This window comes from Sphaerisporangium perillae (assembly GCF_023276435.1).
Lineage (GTDB): Bacteria > Actinomycetota > Actinomycetes > Streptosporangiales > Streptosporangiaceae > Sphaerisporangium > Sphaerisporangium perillae.
Genome location: NZ_JALLPO010000014.1, coordinates 110508 through 127295 on the forward strand (window position 1 = coordinate 110508; position 16788 = coordinate 127295).

Here is a 16788-nt window from a genome sequence, read left to right on the forward strand (position 1 = left end):
TGATCTGTCGACTCACACCATGGCCGACAGACCCCCGGTAAATCGGATGGTTGCAAGATCGACCGCGCCCTATTTGGCGCTGTCGATCAGGCGGTTCATGGGTTTGGGGGGATTTGCCGGAGTCGGCGTGTGTCGGTAGGGGTCCTCAAACCACTGGAAACCGGACTAGCCGATCATGGTGTGCGCGGACGATATGCGCTGAAGATCGACCGCCCCGCCCGGACCGCTCAAGGTCCCAGATGATGCTGAGCCTTAGAAGAGGCCGAAGCGGTCGGCAGCGACGAGGATCAGGAACGCGACCATGGCGACGCGCAGGAGCCGCGCCCGATGGCCCAGGGACGGCCACGACATGTAGGCAAGCCAGCCCACGAAGCCGAGCACCGGCAGGACCGCGAGACCGCCCCGCCAGTCGTCCAGAGCGAAGCCCACCAGCAGCAGGATCACCAGGACCACGGGCAGGATCCAGCGCGGCAGCCCGTACAGGAAGACCAGCGGGACCGCGCTCTTGTGCTCGACCGTGCGGCGCAGCCCCGTGGCCCCCGGCGTGAGGAACCGCTCCCCGGGAGGCAACGGGCGCGCAGGCGCGCGCCGCTCGCGCGCCAGCGGGTGGGCGGGCAGGGCGCGCTTGCGGGCGGCGGGCGAGGGATCGCCGCGATGGTGCTTGTCGGCCACGGTTCGAGCCTAACGTCGGAGGGCGTCGTCCCGGCAGCCTACGGGCCCCGCTCGTGAAAGGTCGCGGCCCCGTCGTCCCGGCGGCCTACGGGCCCGCTCGTGAAAGGTCGCGGCCGGCGCTGGGGCCGGTGTGTCCGGGTCGCCTGCCAGGGCTGGCATGCTGAACGGCATGCTCGCCGTCATCAGGTACTCCGTTCCGGGCCCCAGGGCCGATGAGTTCGTGGAGCAGGCCAGGTCGATCCTCGGCACGCTGGCCGCCCAGGCCGGTTTCCTCCGCGGGCACATCGGCAGGTCCGTCGATGAGCCGGACCTGTGGGCGCTGGTCAGCGAGTGGGAAGGCGCCGGCTACTACCGCCGCGCGCTGGGCGCGGCGCGCATGGACATGTACCCGCTCATGACCCTGATGATCAACGAACCGAGCGCCTTCGAGATCCTCGTCAGCGACCCTGAGTGAAGCCCGTCCGGCGCGCAGTGGTGATTGTGGGCTGGTCCCGTCACAGGTTCCCCTAAGCTGGGGAGTGATCGGGCAGGTGACGCGCCCTCTGACCGACAAACCCAACCCCGACCGCCAGCCGGATGGAGATTCTTGATGGCCCGCCGTACCGACATCATGGACACGATCGTCAGCCTCGCCAAGCGCCGCGGGCTCGTCTACCCGTCGAGCGAGATCTACGGAGGTCTGCGCGCGTCCTGGGACTACGGTCCGCTCGGCGTGGAGCTCAAGAACAACGTCAAGCGCGAGTGGTGGAAGTCCATGGTCCAGGGCCGCGAGGACGTCGTCGGCCTCGACTCCTCGGTGATCCTCGCGCGGGAGGTCTGGGAGGCCAGCGGCCACGTCAGGGAGTTCGTCGACCCGCTGACCGAGTGCCAGTCCTGCCACAAGCGTTACCGCGCCGACCACCTCGAGGAGGCCTACGCCGAGAAGCACGGCGGCAAGGCCCCCGAGAACGGCCTGGCCGACCTGACCTGCCCGAGCTGCGGCACCAAGGGCGCCTTCACCACGCCCCGCATGTTCAACGGCCTGCTCAAGACCTACCTCGGCGCCGTCGAGGACGAGTCCGGGCTCGCCTACCTGCGGCCCGAGACGGCCCAGGGCATCTTCATCAACTACCTCAACGTGCAGCAGTCGTCCCGCAAGAAGATCCCGTTCGGCATCGGCCAGATCGGCAAGTCGTTCCGCAACGAGATCACCCCGGGCAACTTCATCTTCCGCACCCGCGAGTTCGAGCAGATGGAGATGGAGTTCTTCGTCAAGCCGGGCACCGACGAGGAGTGGCACCAGTACTGGATCGACGAGCGCTTCCAGTGGTACGTCGACCTCGGCATCAACCGCGACAACCTCCGGCTGTACGAGCACCCGAAGGACAAGCTGTCGCACTACTCCAAGCGCACCGTCGACGTCGAGTACCGCTTCAACTTCACCGGCTCCGAGTGGGGTGAGCTGGAGGGCGTGGCCAACCGCACCGACTTCGACCTCACCACGCACGCCGCGGCCTCCGGCGCCGACCTGTCGTTCTTCGAGCAGGACTCCGGCGAGCGCTACGTGCCCTACGTCATCGAGCCGGCCGCCGGCGTCGACCGGTGCACGCTGACCTTCATGATGGACGCCTACACGGTCGACGAGGCGCCGAACGCCAAGGGGGTCATGGAGCAGCGCACGGTCATGCGGCTGGACCACAGGCTCGCCCCGGTGAAGGCCGCGGTGCTGCCCCTGTCGCGCAACGCCGACCTCTCGCCGAAGGCCCGTGACCTGGCGACCCAGCTCCGCCGCCGCTGGAACGTCGAGTTCGACGACGCCGGGGCGATCGGCCGCCGCTACCGCCGCCAGGACGAGATCGGCACGCCGTTCTGCATCACGGTCGACTTCGACACCCTCGACGACCACGCCGTGACGATCCGCGAGCGCGACTCGATGGCCCAGAAGCGCATCGCCCTTGACCAGGTCGACTCCTACCTCCGCCAGCACCTCAACGACTGACCAACCCCCAGGCGGCCGGGCCCTAGCCCCCGGCCGCCAACGCTCACCCGCCCCCGAGCGCTCTAGCCGGCTCCGTGCTGGTCATGGGGGTCGAGCCGGTGCTTAGACGGTCGAGCCCGGTCGCCGAAGGCCATCCGCTACCCGAGCTTTCTAGCCGGCTCCGGGCCAGTTATAGGGGTCGAGCCGGTGCCCAGACGGTCGAGCCCGGTCGCAGAAGGCCATCCGCTACCCGAGCGCTCTAGCCGGCTCCGTGCTGGTCATGGGGGTCGAGCCGGTGCCCAGACGGTCGAGCCCGGTCGCTGAAGGCCATCCGCTACCCGGCGGCCCAGCCGGCATCGGCGGGTCGGTGGCCGCCGCCTGTCTTCGCTGTCTGGTGTGCTTTCTTCCGTCTGGTGTGGTGGGTACATCGGGGCGCCGGGTCGGCGGGGAGTGGTGCGGCGATGACGGCGCCCCTGTACGGCGGGCGACCCGCCGGGGGATCGTGCCGCTGGATGAACCGTCAGCGTGGGGCGTCCACGGATGAGGGCGTGATGAGGACGTCGTCGGCGTTGACGAAGGCCACGCGGTGGCCGAACTGCACCTGGTAGTACAGCGTGCGTCCCCTGACGACCGTGTGGGTCGCCCGGTCGAAGAATGCCGAGTAGTAGTACTCGCCGCGGGTCGCCAGCCCGACGGCGTACCGCTGCCCCTGCGGGATCGCGTACTGCAGCGGCACGATCTCCTGCACCGGCACGCCCTTCGGGTACGCCTCCGGCTCGGGGTAGGCCCTGCCGTACACCGGCACGTTCTTGAGCCCCGGCCTGGGGGAGACGACCAGCCCTGTCGCGTTGACGGCGGTGGGCGCGTCCTGCGGATTATGGAACCAGGCCCGCCGGCCGAGGTACCAGATTGCCGTCCAGTCGCCCTTCCTGCCCGCGAGGGCGTACTGCTGGCCCGTCGTCGCCCGCGCGCCGTGGTCGTAGACGTCGTAGGTCGACTCCCCGCCGGGCCTGCGCCCGACGTCCCTGACCAGGGGTGCGTCGTCGCGGGGCTCGGTGTGCAGCCAGACCGACGCCGAACCGTGCGGCGGGCAGTCCCCGCCTCCCTTGCCGCAGCCGGTGTAGCGCGGCCGGTGGCGGGCGTAGTCCGTCCTGATCGTCACCAGGCCGGCGTGCGCGCCGCCCGTGGCCTCGAACGGCCGGCCCAGCAGCTCGAAGTAGTGGCCCCAGTCCCAGTACGGCCCCGGATCCACGTGCATGCCGGCCACGGTCCCGGGAACGGTGCCCGGCACGTTGTCGTGGCCCAGGATGTGCGCCCGGTCCAGCGGGATCGCGTATCGCCTCGCGAGGTAGCGGACCAGCCGGGCCGAGCTGCGGTACATCGCCTCGGTGTACCAGGCGCCGGCCTTGGCCAGGAAGCCCTCGTGCTCGATGCCGATCGCCTTGGCGTTGACGTACCAGTTGCCGGAGTGCCAGGCGACGTCCCTGGTCCTGACGTGCTGGGCGACGTGCCCGTCGGACGAGCGGATCGTGTAGTGCCAGCTCACGTAGGACGGGTCGGCGACCAGCTTGAGCGTCTTGCCGTAGGTCTCCTCGGTGTCGTGCAGGACGATGTAGGAGATGCGCTGGGTGCGCGGCCGGTCGGACAGGTCATGATTGCCGTACTCGCCGCGCCCCTCCCCGAGCTTCTCGTACGGCGCGGGGCGCCACTCGCAGGCCAGGCCCGCCGGGCACTCGACGTTCCCGCTCTCGGCCTCGCCGAGCCCCAGGCGGTTCACTTGCTCCATGTGCGGAGCGATCTCCGGTGCGGCGGGTAGCGAAACCTGCCGGCCGTCGTCGGTCATCCTGCTCGCGCCCTTTCTGAGCAGGGAGAACACCTCGCCGGCGAACCGGCGGGCGGTCCCGGCGTCCGCGGCGCCGGAGTACCGGGCGACGGCGCCGTACCAGTCGGCGGCCCGCGGGCTCGCCGGCAGGCCGAGGTCCCGCTGGTAGCGGGCGAGCAGGGCGGCCCCGCCGAGCACGTTGGCGTCGGGGTCCGTCACGAGCCGGTCCACCGGGATGCCGGTCAACCCGGACGCCTCGCGGGCAGTCTCCGTCTCCGTCTCTGCCCCTGTCCCCGTTCCCGTTCCCGTCCTCATGCCCGTTCCCGCCTCCTCAGGCGCGGCGCCACCGTAGCCGGTTGCCGTGCCACCGTAGCCGGTTGCCGTGCCACCGTAGCCGGTTGCCGTGCCACCGTGGCCGGGCGCCGCGCCGGGCGTGGCGGCGAGTGCCCTTCGCACGTCCGTGAGGTGCATCGGCCCGTACCCTCCGGCGACGCTCGGCAGGCCCTGGTTGGCGTCCCAGCGGGACTCCAGGTAGGAGACGGCGAGCAGGACGCTCTCCGGCACGCCGTACGTCGCGGCGGCGGCCCGGAAGGCCTCCTGCCGGGCCCGCGTCCCGGCGTGCGCGGTGTGAGGGGACGGCAGGGTGACAAGCAGGGACGCCGCCAGCGAGGCGGCGGCGGCCGGGGTTCTGCGCATCGATGACCCTTTCTCACGCGGGCACGCGCTCTCTGCGGGACTGCGTGAGCCCGGGATATCGACGGTCACCATACGGGACCTTGCCGTGCGATCCCGCTCATGTAATGCGGCGTGTCAAGAAGTGTTCCGCAGTTCAGAGCGCATTTCGGACGGCCGCCGGTGACGCTCGCCGCCGCTGTGGTCAGGTCGTGCGGGCACGCCGGCAGGCCTGTGGAGAGCCGGGACGGGCACCTCCCGTGCCGGCCCATGTAACGTTCAGGCAGGCCACCCTGAAGTACGACCTGACGAGCGGCGGCTCCGGGACCTCCACCAGCGTCACCCTGCAGACCGGCCCCGGGTACGGTTGGTGCCAGTTCACATGGGGCTACCAGAACCCAAGCACGTCCGCCACGGTCGAGATCGAACTCACCTCGGGGCTGTCCTGCACGATCGAGGACCTCAAGGACGTGCGCGGGATCTTCGTCTGGTTCAGCCCCGGCACCTTCCACGTCGACCACATCCGAGCCGAATGAAATGATACGGGCGGCGCCGTGACCGCGCCGGTGGCCATCAGACACGGCCACGGGCCTGGTCGCGGCCCCTTCGAGCCGCAAAGACGAGAGGCGGCGGGCGCCGTACGCGCGGCGCCCGCCCCGACCGAGGAGCACGTGTGCACCTGCTGAACAATCCCGTCAAGGACTACGCCTGGGGATCCCGCACGGACATCGCCGAGCTCACCGGCAGGCCCGACCCAGCGCCCGGCCCCGAAGCGGAGATGTGGCTCGGTGCCCACCCCTCCGGACCGTCGCTGCTCGCCGGGGACGACGGCCGCTCGCTCGCCGACCTCATCGGCGCCGACCCCCGCGGTCAGCTCGGCGCGGCGACGCTCGACAGGTTCGGCGAGCGCCTGCCCTACCTGATGAAGCTCATCGCCGTCGCCCAGCCGCTGTCCCTCCAGGTGCACCCGTCCGCCGAGCAGGCCGTCGACGGCCACGGGCGCGGTGTCTACGGCGACCCCTGGCCAAAGCCCGAGCTGGTGTGCGCGCTCACCCCCTTCACCGCGCTTGCCGGCTTCCGCCCCTGCGAGCAGGCCGCGATGCTTGTCGACCGCCTCGGCGTCCCCGACCTGAGAGAGGTCGTGTCCCTCCTCGAGGCCGGAGCGCCGCTCAAGGCGCTGGAGGCGCTTCTCGGCAAGCGGGAGTCCGCCGACCAGGTGGTGTGGGCCGCCTCCGCCGTCCACCACCCCGACTACGACCTGGTGGTACGCCTGGCCAGGCGCTATCCCGGCGACCCGGCGTGCCTGGCGCCCCTCCTGCTGAGGAAGCACGAGCTGGCTCCCGGCCAGGCCATCTTCCTCGGCGCGGGAGTGCTCCACTGCTACCTCAAGGGGTTCGGCGTGGAGATCATGGGCAGCTCCGACAACGTCATGCGCGCCGGCCTGACCCCCAAGCCGCTCCACGTCGAGGAGCTGCTGCGCATCACCGACCCCGACACGGCGCCGCTCGCGCTCCAGGCCGGCACGGACGGCGTGTACGACACCCCGGCCCCCGAGTTCCGCCTGCGCCGCCTCACCGCCAACGGCGATGGCCCCAGCCCGGGCTCCAGTGCGGGCTCCAGTGCGGGCTCCAGTACTGCGGGCCCTGGTGCGGGCCTCGGTGCCGGAGAGGTTCACCTGCCCGGCGGAGTGCCCCGCATCCTGCTGTGCACCGAGGGCACGTCCACGGTCGGCGCCACCGACCTGCGCCAGGGCGAGTCCCTGTTCATCCCGGCGAGCGAGCCCACCACCCTCGCCCGCACAACCGGCACCCTCTTCCTAGCCGAGCCTGGCACCCCCCACTGACCCCACCCCCCGCCCCGGCCGTCCGGACAACCGGCGCCCTTTCCTAGCCGAGCCTGGCACCCCCCACTGATCCCACCCTCGCCGTGGCCACGACCGTCGGCCTCTTCCTGCCCGAACCCAATCCCCTACTGAGCCCACCCCCCGCCCTGGCCGCCGGCACGACTGCGGGCGGGCCTTTTCCTGGCCGAGCCTGGCACCCCCCACTGACCTCACCCCCCGCCCTGGCCGCCCGTGCGGTCGGCGTCCTCTTTCTTCCGCCGGCATGTCTGCCGGAATCGGTCGGCGCCGGGACGGTGGGACGTGGTGCGGCGAAACCGGCGCCGCTAACGGCGGGGACCGGCCGGCTTCGCGGAGTGGTGTCGTGGTCAGGGTTGACAGGGATGACTCCAGCCATATGCAATATATTGCATGCCGGTACCTCAAGATCGTGGGCTTGTCAGCAGGACGTTGCTCCGTGAGGATGCCTACCGGGCGATCCGGGACGCGATCGTGGACGGCACCCTCGCCCCCGGCGAGCGCCTCAACGACGCCGATCTCGTCGGCTGGCTGGGCATCAGCCGCACACCCATCAGGGAAGCGCTGGCGCGCCTGGAGCAGGCCGGGCTCGTACAGACCAAGCCCGGGCGGTACACGATCGTCAGCCCGCTGGACGCCCGCGCCGTCCGTGACGCCCAGGCCGTGACCTCGGCCATGCATGAGCTGGCGGTGCGCCAGGCGGTGCCCGATCTCTCCGCCGCCGAGCTGGACGCCATGCGCGAGGCCAACGAGCGGTTCGCCGCCGCCCTGCGCCGCGACGACGCCGAGGCGGCCCTCGCCGCGGACGACGACTTCCACGCGATCCCCGTCGCGGCCAGCGCGAACCTGGCGCTACGCGCGGTGCTCGAGCAGTTCACCCCCGTGCTGCGCCGCGTCGAGCGGCTGCGCTTCTCCTCGCTCAGCGGCCGTTCGTCGGTCGCCCAGCACGAAAGGATCATCGAGCTGTCCGCGGCCGGGGACGCCGAGGCGGCCGCGGCCGCGACCCGGGCCAACTGGGAGACCCTCGTCCCGATCCTCGACACCCCCCTGTCCGGCTGACCGTCCACCCCGTCGACCCCCCTTGTCCGGCTGACCGTCCACCTCCGTCGACACCCCCCTTGTCCGGCTGACCGTCCATCCCGTTCTCCGACCGATCACCAGGAGCCGACATGTCCCTGAACGACTTCGACCGGTATCCGCTGCTCTTCGGCCCGAGCCCGGTCCACCCGCTGGACCGGCTCAGCGCGCACCTCGGCGGAGCCCGCATCTGGGCCAAGCGGGAAGACTGCAACAGCGGCCTGGCCTTCGGCGGCAACAAGACCCGGAAGCTGGAGTACCTCGTCCCCGACGCCCTGCGGCAGGGAGCCGACACCCTGGTGACCATCGGGGGAGTGCAGTCCAACCACACCCGCCAGGTGGCCGCGGTCGCCGCCAGGCTCGGCCTGAAGGCCAGGCTGGTACAGGAGAGCTGGGTCGACTGGCCCGATCCGGTCAACGACAAGGTGGGCAACATCCTGCTGTCGCGCATCATGGGCGCCCAGGTCGAGCTGGTCGACGCCGGGTTCGGCATCGGCGTGAAGGACAGCTGGAACCGGGCGCTGGAGGAGGTGCGCGCGGCGGGTGGCACGCCGTACGCCATCCCGGCCGGCGCGTCGGACCACCCGCTGGGCGGCCTCGGCTTCGCCGGCTGGGCGCGGGAGGTCGAGGCGCAGGAGCGGGAGCTGGGCGTCTTCTTCGACACCGTGATCGTGTGCACGGTCACCGGCAGCACCCACGCCGGGATGGTCGCGGGCTTCGCCGGCCACAACCGTCCCCGCCGGGTCATCGGCATCGACGCCTCCGCCAAGCCGGAGGAGACCCGCGCCCAGGTCGAGAAGATCGCCCGCAACACCGCGGAGCTGATCGGCCTCGGCCGCGAGCTGCGCGATGACGAGATCACCGTCCTGTCGGGCTGGGCGGGGGACCGCTACGGCATTCCCGTCGACTCCACTCTGGAGGCGATCCGGCTCACCGGTGGCCTCGAAGGCGTCATCCTCGACCCGGTGTACGAGGGCAAGTCGATGGCCGGGCTGGTGGACCTGGTCCGCGACGGAGACATCCCGAAGGACTCCAACGTCCTCTACGCGCACCTCGGCGGGCAGCCAGCCCTCAACGCCTACAGTGGCCTGTTCCGCTGACAGTCCGGCGAAGGAGTCCGTGACCCGTAGGATCCGACTTTCCGGAGAACGCCGTCGGTGAAGGCAGGGACGTCTGTGAGCGTGGATCTCGGAGTCTGGTACGAGCGCACGCCCATCACCGCGGAAGAGGCGGCACGCAAGTACGCGGCTTGGTGCGCGGGTGAATCGCTCGGCGGGTGTGGCGCGCTGCCGGACACCGCGGAGCCCTCGGCCAACGGTACGGCGACAGCCGCCGCTGAGCGGCCGGGTGGCGAGGGCACCGTCATGGGCGCCGCTGGGCCGGCGCCGGAGGTTCTGGCCTTCTACGACGCGCTGACCGGCGACTATCCCGATCTGACCGACGGCGACTACCAGACCTCCCCGTGGGCCACGCCGCTGACGGTCGGCGACGACTTCGTGGTGATGTCCATCGTCTTCCCCCGGGCCGGCGAGATCTGCCGCGCGGTCCTGGAACTGGCCGGCCGGCACAACCTGGTCTGCTTCGACCCCCGCCCCGACCACGTTCCCTTCCGGCTCCCCATGCAGACCGACCTCGATCCTTACGGCGCGATGCTGCGGCTGCCTCTCGTCTGACCCGAGCGCCTGGGGCACCGGCTTGGGCGGCTTGGCTGCCAACGTCGGCGACGCGGAGAAAGGCAGCCTGGGACAATTGATGCTAAATCGATCCTTTGTTGCCGGTGTGGTCGTTTAGACCGGTCCAATAGCCTCATCACGTTGGGAGACCGGAGTGGCCGGGCTTCCTCCGATAGGAGAGGTAAATGGCTCTCAAGTTGCCTGGCGCGCGCATCCTCGCGATCGCCGGTGTGGGCGTGCTCGCCGGGTCGTTGGTGGCCGGCAGCGGCGCGGTGGCGTCCGCGACCGCCTCCGCCAAGGCCAAACCGATATACGCCTGCATGGACAAGACGACCAGGCTGATCCGCATCGTGGGCGTCACCACCAAGTGCAAGGACTCCGAGGTCAAGTTCTGGTGGAACAAGGAGGGCCCGGCCGGCGCCGACGGCACGGTGGGCCCGATGGGCCCGCAAGGCGCTAAGGGCGCCAACGGCGCGCAGGGCGCGAAGGGTGACACCGGTCCGGCGGGTGCCAAGGGCGCCGATGGCAAGGACGGCGCGCAGGGTCTTAAGGGCGCCGACGGCAAGGACGGCGCGCAGGGCCCGAAGGGTGACACCGGTCCGGCCGGTCCGAAGGGCGCCGATGGCAAGGACGGCAAGGACGGCGAGGACGGCGCACGAGGCCCGCAGGGTCCCGCCGGGCCCAAGGGCGAGCCGGGTTCGGGCGGCACCGTCACCCCGACGGTGGAGAGCACGAACTTCAACTTCGGCGGCCAGGGAGGTTCCAAGATCGTCTACTGTGCCAGTGGAAAATTCGCTACAGGTGGCGGTTTCTCCAGTAGCGGCAGCGTTCAGGTGTACACCAGCGCACCGGTCATGTCCGGCGGCAAGCCGACCGGCTGGCAGGTCGAAGGAAAGAACGGCGGCGGCGCTGTGTATGTCATCTGCGTCTAGCGCACACGTCCCGGAACGCTAGTGGGGGCGGCGGAACCAGTGGGGGATTCCGCCGCCTTCCGTCAGCGGCGGCGCCAGCGGTACGACCTCCCGCTTGTGGTAGTCGGCCAGGTGCTCGGCCTGGTCGTAAAGGCCCATGAGCGCGTCCAGGCAGGGGCCGACCACATCCGGGCCGGTCACCCTGCGCGCCCCGGTGTGCAGGCCGATCCCGTCGTACAGCACTTCGTAGCACAGCGAGCGAGAGAAGATCACCAGCTCCGGCAGCGGGGCGCGCCGCTCGAGGTCGTGCACGGCGCCGGCGGGCAGGACTCTGATCCGCTCGCCCGCCGCCAGCCGTAGCGCCAGGAAGTGCATCTCCCACTGCAGGTAGGGCGTGACCGGGGTCTCCACGATGCGCAGCCGACGGAACTCCGGGCTCCTGGCGTACATCTCCGCCAGCGGCGCGTACCGCTCCTGCATCAGCGCGAGCGAGCGGTCCCAGTCGCCCTCCATCATGGCGCGCCAGCTCTCGACGTCGGGCTCGTAGAACTCCTGCGCTCGTTCGAGTTTCCACATGGTGTCACGCGCGTTGGCGAAGACCTCGTCGAACTCCTCCTGGTATTCGGCGACGGGCAGAACCTCTGCTTCGGCGGTCCGAAGACGGTGGAACGGGTCCAAGACTCCTCCGTTTGCGGGCTGTTGCGGAACCAGGGTGTGTGGTCGGTTCACTTCCGGTACGCCGTCGTGAGGCGCGAGGTGGTCAGGGCACGCCGTACGCGGTGACCATGCCGGAGCCACCACGCCCGCGCCCAGAGCGCCTGGAAACCCAGGATGACGGCCAGTGCCACCGCCGCGTCGGCGACCACGCCGGGGCCGTCCGGACGCCACAGCGTCTCCAGTGCCCGTACCAGCAGGGCCAGCGTGGCGGGCAGGGTGACGAGGACCGCGATCGAGACGCACACGACCGTCCCGAGCACGGCCAGGGGCGTGTACCAGCGCAGGACACGGCGCTCCGCCGGGGGCAGGGCGGCGAGGGGGTCCGCCCGGCGCCGGCCCGAGACGAGATGGAGCGCGTACGCGCCCGCGTCGCGGTACAGGTTCCGGCACCCGGTGAGGTCCTGCAGCACGAAGTACACGTCGGTGCGCATGAACACCAGGAACTGCGTCGCCACCATGGTCAGCGAGGTCAGCATGACGACCGGCAGCAGCGGATGCCCGCCGGTGGCGACCATGAGCAGCACGCTGATCGCGCAGATGGTGCCGTCGAGGGTCATGCCGGCCAGGTACACCGTCAGCCGCACCCGGCGTTCCGCCAGCCAGATGCCCGAGACGTCCGTCTGCGCCGCGAGGAACTGCAGCCGGGTTCCCAGGCGGATCCTTCCCGGGACCCCGGCGGCGCGGGCGGTCGTGAGGTGCGCGAGTTCGTGGAGCAAGATCAGGGTCCAGCCCACCGCCACCTGCGTCAGCAGTACGACCGTGCCGTGGCTGCTCCACAGCAGGTCACGCCAGCCGGGCATGACATCGGGACGTAGGGCGAGCGTGAGGGCCCCGGCCAGGATGGTCACCGCCATGGCGAGATGGAGCCACGGGTTCAGCGTCCACCGGACGTGCCGGGCCGTCAGGCGCGGCAGGGTCGGGGGAGGCGGCACCGGTGAGCCGGTGGCACGGCCGTCGACGGCCGCGACCAGGCCCGCCTCGGTCAGCCCGGCGACGAAGCCCGCGACGTCGAGCCGCGTCCCGGTCTCCTGAAGCAGATGACGCTCGGTGTCCTCGACGGACCTGCCCTGCTGGAGCGACTGGATCGCCCGGAGTCCGGCGTGCGGCACGGCCACGAAGTCGCCGGACTCGACGCGGCCGACGATCCATTCGTCTCCGTCGCGGCGGAATCCGAGCTCGTGGAGCTGGACCAGGGTCATGATGGAGGCATCCTCCGGTGAACGAGGATCGGTAGGCGGGCCTGCGCCCGCCTACCGATCGCCGCTCGATCAGTTGGAGTTGCCAGAGCTGTCAGCGGTGGTCTCGATCTTGTCGAGCCGGCGGATCGTGATCGTCGCCTTCGCTTCGCTCTCGTTCTCGGAGGGCTGGAACTCGCTTTCGCCGTGAGTCATATGGCACCTTCCGTAGAGAGGCTTCTCTTGCCTGATGGGGATACGCCGGATTTTCCGCGCCCCGGCGAACGGGGTCAAGAGGCGATCAAGGCCCAGGCCCGGTAAGACCCGTCCCGAATGGCTTCGGCGGCGTCGCTTCCCGGCCGCAGACGGGGCAGTCGTCGCGGGCGGGATGGCGGACGTCGATGAGGTGGTCGGGCGCGATCAGGTTCAGGCCGCCGATGCGCCCCGGCGGGATGGCGGGGATCCCGGTGAGCTGCGTGATCACCGCGTGGGCCACGAGGTGCCCGGAGATGCCCGCCGAGGTGGCGATCACCCCTGGCCCTCCCAGGTCGACGGGCGTGCCCGGGCGGCGCCGTGCCCGCTCGCCCGCGCTGACGCACTCGTAGCACGGGTGGCCGGGCTCGTATACGCCCACCGTCACCAGCGGGCCGCTGTACCCGCCGCCCGCCCACGGGATGCCCGCGCTCGCGCACGCCCGATTGGCCCAGACGCGCAGGCCGTGGCCGCGCGGCTCGTCGGCGCAGAGCGCGAGCATGTCGGCGCCCGAGACGAGCTCCGCGAGCTCCTCCTGGCCGCCGACGCGCAGGCGTTCGCCGGTGATCGTCACGTCGGAGTTGACCGCACGGAGCCGGCGTACGGCGACATCGGCCTTGGCCCGGCCGATGTCGGCCTCTCCGTAGAGCACCTGCCGGTTCAGGTTCGACGGCTCCACCACGTCGGGGTCCACGCAGTGCAGCCGGCCGACGCCCGCGGCGGCGAGCGCCCAGGCCGCGTGGCTGCCCGTGCCGCCCAGCCCGAGCACCACCACCCGGGCGTTCCTCAGCCTCAGCTGCGCCTCCCAGCCGTGCTCGCGGGGCGCGAGGTCGACCTGCCGGAAGAAGGCGTGGTTCCTGCTGTAGCGGTCCACCTCCCGGGCGCTGAGCTCGGGCGGGGGCACGGCCGCCGCGTCCTCGAGGTAGCCCGAGGCGATGAGCTGGGCGACCAGGGACTCCGCCTGGGCGGCGGACAGTTCGCGGAAGGCGAGGGCGAGCCGCGAGGTGATCTGCGCGACCGGCAGGGTCCCGTCCATGAGCGAGAGCGCCGCCCAGACCCACCCGTCCGGGTCGTCGATCTCCGCGGCCAGGCCGTAGATCTCCCCGCCGATGCGCACGGTGCCGTCGGCGTACCGGTGCGGCCGATGTTCGGCCTTCACCCGGGGACGAAGCAAGGACACCACCTCCACCTCGAAGGATCGAGGTTCCGGCGATCATGTCAAGGGCGCGGCGGCCACCGTCCCATGGGGGCGGACCACTCACGGGCACGAATGACCAGTTGTCCGAAAAGAGGTGTCTTGCCCGTATCCTGCCGTGGTGCTGAGTTACTACAGATCAGAGCGATGATGCCCCTTGTGATGCTCGTGCCACGCGAGCAGGTCCCGGGTGAGCGTCTTGCGGGCGAACAGGTCCTGCGCGAGCAGACCAGGCGTGAGCGCGTCCCGCGCCGGCACGTCCCGGACCCGGTGCGCGCGGCCGGACAGTACGGCGCAGGGCGAGGCTGATGCCGTCCCTCGACCTCGCGCAGTGGGCCGTGGTGATCTTCTCCCTCATCCTCGTGGGGGTCGCCAAGACCGGCGTCTCCGGCACCGGTACGGTCGCGGTCGCGCTGTTCGCGCTCGTGCTGCCGACGAAGAGCTCCACGGGAATGCTGCTGCCGCTGCTGCTCGTCGGCGACGTCGTCGCCGTGGTCTCCTACCGGCGCCACGCCGACTGGCCGAAACTGCTCAGGCTCTTCCCCTGGCTCGCGGTCGGAGTCGTGGCCGGCGCCGTCGTCGTCCGCTGGGTCGACGACACACAGATGAGAAGGATCATCGGGGCGATCCTGCTGGCCTTCATCGCCATCCACTTCTGGAACCGGCGCCGCGGGCCGGAAGCGTCGCTGGGCCACAACCGCACGGCGGCCGCCCTGGCCGGGATCCTGGCCGGCTTCGCCACCATGACCGCCAACGCCGCCGGCCCCATCATGGCCGTGTACTTCCTGGCGACCGGCCTGCCGATGCTGGGCTTCCTCGGCACCAGCGCCTGGTTGTTCCTGCTGCTCAACGCCTTCAAGGTGCCGTTCAGCGTCGCGCTGGGGCTCATCACCCCCGCCACGCTGGCCTTCGCCGCCGCGACGGCCCCCGCCGTCCTCGTGGGCGCCGCGGCCGGCCGGGCGATAATCCGGCGCATCGACAGGACCTGGTTCGAACGCGTGACCCTCGCCCTCACCTTCCTCGCCGCCGTGCGCCTGATGTTCTGACCTCGCCGCCGTGCGCCTGGTGTGCCGGATCCGGTGTCGCGTACGCGGGTCAGACGCCTCCCGTGCCGATCGCGTGCCCGATGAGGTACACGACCACGGCGGCGCCTCCGCCGATGAGCAACTGCCGTGCGCCGCCGCGTAGAGGCGCCCGGCCGTTGAGCAGCCCGAGGACGGCGCCGACCGCGAACAGGGAGGCGGCGGCCAGGATCACCGCGGTGACCAGCGCGGCGGTGCCGGAGCCGAACAGGTAGGGGATGACGACCACGACGGCGCCGAGAGCGAAGGCGATGAGGCTGGACAGCGCGGCCGACCACGGCGAGCCGAGCTCCCCGGGATCGAGACCGAGCTCCTCGCGTGCCATGGTCTCAAGGGCGGCGTCGTGGTCCTTCATGATGGTCGTGGCGACCCGCTGCGCCTCTTCCTCGTCGAGGCCCTTGGCCCGGTAGATCAGCGCGAGCTCTTCCGCCTCGGCTTCAGGATCGTCGCGCAGCTCCTCCGATTCCAGGGCGATCTCGCGTTCGTAGGACTCCCGCTGGCTGCGCATGGAGATGTACTCGCCGGCGGCCATCGAGAACGCGCCGGCCAGCAGCCCCGCCAGCCCGGCGAACAGGATCGTCCTGCCGGACGCTCCGGAGCCTGCGAACCCCATGGCCAGAGAGGTGTTGGACACCAGGCCATCGTTGACGCCGAACACGGCCGCGCGCAGCGTGCCGGAGCGGTCGGAGCGGTGCCAGCGCTCGCGCCGGGCGATCCCCGGGCCGCCCGGTTCCGCCCCCGTGTCCCGCGCGCGCAGCCGGGTCAGCACACGGGCGTGCGAGCGCTCGTCCACGGCCATGCTCGGCAAGGCGTCGGGGTCGCCGTCGTACAGGCCCGCGTCGGCGTGCTCGGCCCGCTCGACGATCGGCAGCACCGCGTCGACGGAGTACCGCCGGGCCAGCCAGGACAGCAGCCGGGTGCGCAACCCCGACCGGCCAGGCTCCGGCACCGGCTCGCCGAGGCCGGTGAGCTTGTCCGCCCAGTGCGCGGCATGCCGTTCCTCGATGGCGGCGAGCTGCAGGAAGACCTGCTGCCGTTCTCCGGTGGCACCCGCGGCGAGTCCCCGGTAGAGGGCCGCGCTCTGCCGTTCGGAGTCGAGCGCGTCGCGGAAGCGGGCGGCCGCTCGCCGGTCCGCGGGAGGGGTGTGGTGCTGGATGTCAGTGTCGTGGGTCTCGGCGCTCATGGTGGATGTCTCCAGCCCGGTCACCGCGCGGGGAGCCGCCCGGGGCCGATCGATGTGTCGCTCGAGGTTGCGCGGGGCCGCCGGCGGAGCCTTCCGACAGGCAGCGGCGGCAGGTCCCGCGGAAGATGATCTGTGCTTCGTCGACCTCGCCCACCTCGTCATCCGGGGTGAGACAGGGCTTCGCCTCGCCGGCACAGGACACGTCGCTGACCTGCCCGCAGCGCCGGCAGACGAAATGGTGGTGCCAGGTTTCGGCGACCTCGTAGACGGCCGCGCCCGGCCCGACGTCCGCGCGCAGCACGACGCCGAGGTCGGCCAGTGTGATCAGCGAGTTGTAGACGCTGGTGCGGGGCAGCGCGACGCCGTGCCGGACCAGGTGTGCGTGCACCTCGTCCGCCGTGTGGTGCCCGCCCATCGCCCGGAGTGCCTCGGTCACGGCGAGCCTCGGCCGGGTGGCCCGCAGCCCGGCCTCCCGCAGTCGCGCCACCGTCTCGCCGGTGAACTCTCCCGCCACCACCGTCATCCTCATCCCGGTGACTTAT

At 71.1% G+C, this 16788-nt stretch carries 18 protein-coding genes; 10 read left to right on the forward strand and 8 right to left on the reverse strand.

Translation table 11 applies throughout. The features are described 5' to 3' along the window. Nucleotides 1-252 precede the first annotated feature (252 nt). Entirely contained in the window at nucleotides 253-672 is a 420-nt protein-coding gene (locus MYF83_RS15805; protein WP_248961103.1) for a DUF6703 family protein, read from the reverse strand. A gap of 169 nt (nucleotides 673-841) precedes the next feature. Here MYF83_RS15805 and MYF83_RS15810 point away from each other — a divergent pair, with 169 nt between their 5' ends. Together MYF83_RS15810 and MYF83_RS15815 are read left to right on the forward strand one after the other, a co-directional pair. After that, nucleotides 842-1126: an antibiotic biosynthesis monooxygenase family protein gene (locus tag MYF83_RS15810; RefSeq protein ID WP_248961104.1), complete on the forward strand. Its 285-nt coding sequence runs from the start codon at nucleotides 842-844 to the stop codon at nucleotides 1124-1126. Between the two features lie 135 nt (nucleotides 1127-1261). After that, a complete protein-coding gene (locus MYF83_RS15815) occupies nucleotides 1262-2650 on the forward strand; it encodes a glycine--tRNA ligase (protein ID WP_248961105.1) in 1389 nt (462 codons plus the stop codon). 499 nt (nucleotides 2651-3149) lie between these two features. Here MYF83_RS15815 and MYF83_RS15820 read toward each other — a convergent pair whose 3' ends face one another. Beyond that, the gene (locus MYF83_RS15820; RefSeq protein ID WP_248961106.1) at nucleotides 3150-5147 is read right to left on the reverse strand and encodes an N-acetylmuramoyl-L-alanine amidase; all 1998 of its coding nucleotides are present in this window, start codon (nucleotides 5145-5147) and stop codon (nucleotides 3150-3152) included. Between the two features lie 236 nt (nucleotides 5148-5383). Here MYF83_RS15820 and MYF83_RS15825 point away from each other — a divergent pair, with 236 nt between their 5' ends. The 6 genes from MYF83_RS15825 to MYF83_RS15850 all read left to right on the forward strand — a co-directional run bounded on the left by MYF83_RS15825 (nucleotide 5384) and on the right by MYF83_RS15850 (nucleotide 10663). After that, nucleotides 5384-5659, forward strand: a complete 276-nt coding sequence (locus MYF83_RS15825; RefSeq protein ID WP_248961107.1) for a hypothetical protein — start codon at nucleotides 5384-5386, stop codon at nucleotides 5657-5659. Between the two features lie 137 nt (nucleotides 5660-5796). Continuing rightward, nucleotides 5797-6966, forward strand: coding sequence for a mannose-6-phosphate isomerase, class I (manA, locus tag MYF83_RS15830; RefSeq protein ID WP_248961108.1), 1170 nt, complete (start codon nucleotides 5797-5799; stop codon nucleotides 6964-6966). 447 nt (nucleotides 6967-7413) lie between these two features. Further along, a complete protein-coding gene (locus MYF83_RS15835; RefSeq protein WP_248961109.1) occupies nucleotides 7414-8040 on the forward strand; it encodes a GntR family transcriptional regulator in 627 nt (208 codons plus the stop codon). Between the two features lie 110 nt (nucleotides 8041-8150). Beyond that, nucleotides 8151-9158 carry a 1-aminocyclopropane-1-carboxylate deaminase gene (locus tag MYF83_RS15840; RefSeq protein ID WP_248961110.1) on the forward strand — a complete coding sequence of 336 codons (1008 nt, stop codon included), beginning with the start codon at nucleotides 8151-8153 and terminating at the stop codon, nucleotides 9156-9158. Between the two features lie 75 nt (nucleotides 9159-9233). Next, nucleotides 9234-9731 (forward strand): hypothetical protein, encoded by a 498-nt coding sequence (locus MYF83_RS15845; RefSeq protein WP_248961111.1) that lies wholly within the window; start codon nucleotides 9234-9236, stop codon nucleotides 9729-9731. A 185-nt stretch (nucleotides 9732-9916) separates the two neighbouring features. Next, nucleotides 9917-10663, forward strand: a complete 747-nt coding sequence (locus MYF83_RS15850) for a collagen-like domain-containing protein (RefSeq protein ID WP_248961112.1) — start codon at nucleotides 9917-9919, stop codon at nucleotides 10661-10663. A gap of 18 nt (nucleotides 10664-10681) precedes the next feature. Here MYF83_RS15850 and MYF83_RS15855 read toward each other — a convergent pair whose 3' ends face one another. The 4 genes from MYF83_RS15855 to MYF83_RS15865 form a co-directional block, all read right to left on the reverse strand. After that, nucleotides 10682-11320 carry a DUF6879 family protein gene (locus MYF83_RS15855; protein WP_248961113.1) on the reverse strand — a complete coding sequence of 213 codons (639 nt, stop codon included), beginning with the start codon at nucleotides 11318-11320 and terminating at the stop codon, nucleotides 10682-10684. Between the two features lie 47 nt (nucleotides 11321-11367). Then, nucleotides 11368-12558 carry a hypothetical protein gene (locus MYF83_RS15860; protein ID WP_248961114.1) on the reverse strand — a complete coding sequence of 397 codons (1191 nt, stop codon included), beginning with the start codon at nucleotides 12556-12558 and terminating at the stop codon, nucleotides 11368-11370. 69 nt (nucleotides 12559-12627) lie between these two features. Continuing rightward, the gene (locus MYF83_RS42740) at nucleotides 12628-12750 is read right to left on the reverse strand and encodes a hypothetical protein (protein ID WP_279339581.1); all 123 of its coding nucleotides are present in this window, start codon (nucleotides 12748-12750) and stop codon (nucleotides 12628-12630) included. An 85-nt stretch (nucleotides 12751-12835) separates the two neighbouring features. Further along, entirely contained in the window at nucleotides 12836-13966 is a 1131-nt protein-coding gene (locus MYF83_RS15865) for a HesA/MoeB/ThiF family protein (RefSeq protein ID WP_248961115.1), read from the reverse strand. 162 nt (nucleotides 13967-14128) lie between these two features. Between MYF83_RS15865 and MYF83_RS15870 the strand changes: the two genes are divergently transcribed. Together MYF83_RS15870 and MYF83_RS15875 are read left to right on the forward strand one after the other, a co-directional pair. After that, nucleotides 14129-14290 carry a hypothetical protein gene (locus tag MYF83_RS15870; protein ID WP_248961116.1) on the forward strand — a complete coding sequence of 54 codons (162 nt, stop codon included), beginning with the start codon at nucleotides 14129-14131 and terminating at the stop codon, nucleotides 14288-14290. Continuing rightward, nucleotides 14290-15027 carry a sulfite exporter TauE/SafE family protein gene (locus MYF83_RS15875; protein WP_248961117.1) on the forward strand — a complete coding sequence of 246 codons (738 nt, stop codon included), beginning with the start codon at nucleotides 14290-14292 and terminating at the stop codon, nucleotides 15025-15027. Before MYF83_RS15870 ends, MYF83_RS15875 begins: the two co-directional genes overlap by 1 nt. A 49-nt stretch (nucleotides 15028-15076) precedes the next feature. Here MYF83_RS15875 and MYF83_RS15880 read toward each other — a convergent pair whose 3' ends face one another. Together MYF83_RS15880 and MYF83_RS15885 are read right to left on the reverse strand one after the other, a co-directional pair. Next, complete coding sequence (locus tag MYF83_RS15880) at nucleotides 15077-16246, reverse strand: VIT1/CCC1 transporter family protein (RefSeq protein WP_248961118.1); 1170 nt, start codon at nucleotides 16244-16246, stop codon at nucleotides 15077-15079. Beyond that, a complete protein-coding gene (locus MYF83_RS15885; protein ID WP_248961119.1) occupies nucleotides 16221-16775 on the reverse strand; it encodes a Fur family transcriptional regulator in 555 nt (184 codons plus the stop codon). Before MYF83_RS15885 ends, MYF83_RS15880 begins: the two co-directional genes overlap by 26 nt. Between the last annotated feature and the right edge of the window lie 13 nt (nucleotides 16776-16788).

Bases quoted from the DNA above. Each gene is read 5' to 3' on its own strand.
- MYF83_RS15810 (WP_248961104.1), top strand. From the start codon at position 842: ATGCTCGCCGTCATCAGGTACTCCGTTCCGGGCCCCAGGGCCGATGAG.
- MYF83_RS15815 (WP_248961105.1), top strand. From the start codon at position 1,262: ATGGCCCGCCGTACCGACATCATGGACACGATCGTCAGCCTCGCCAAG.
- MYF83_RS15820 (WP_248961106.1), bottom strand. From the start codon at position 5,147: ATGCGCAGAACCCCGGCCGCCGCCGCCTCGCTGGCGGCGTCCCTGCTT.
- MYF83_RS15840 (WP_248961110.1), top strand. From the start codon at position 8,151: ATGTCCCTGAACGACTTCGACCGGTATCCGCTGCTCTTCGGCCCGAGC.
- MYF83_RS15850 (WP_248961112.1), top strand. From the start codon at position 9,917: ATGGCTCTCAAGTTGCCTGGCGCGCGCATCCTCGCGATCGCCGGTGTG.
- MYF83_RS15860 (WP_248961114.1), bottom strand. From the start codon at position 12,558: ATGACCCTGGTCCAGCTCCACGAGCTCGGATTCCGCCGCGACGGAGAC.
- MYF83_RS42740 (WP_279339581.1), bottom strand. From the start codon at position 12,750: ATGACTCACGGCGAAAGCGAGTTCCAGCCCTCCGAGAACGAGAGCGAA.
- MYF83_RS15870 (WP_248961116.1), top strand. From the start codon at position 14,129: ATGATGCCCCTTGTGATGCTCGTGCCACGCGAGCAGGTCCCGGGTGAG.
- MYF83_RS15875 (WP_248961117.1), top strand. From the start codon at position 14,290: ATGCCGTCCCTCGACCTCGCGCAGTGGGCCGTGGTGATCTTCTCCCTC.
- MYF83_RS15880 (WP_248961118.1), bottom strand. From the start codon at position 16,246: ATGAGCGCCGAGACCCACGACACTGACATCCAGCACCACACCCCTCCC.
- MYF83_RS15885 (WP_248961119.1), bottom strand. From the start codon at position 16,775: ATGAGGATGACGGTGGTGGCGGGAGAGTTCACCGGCGAGACGGTGGCG.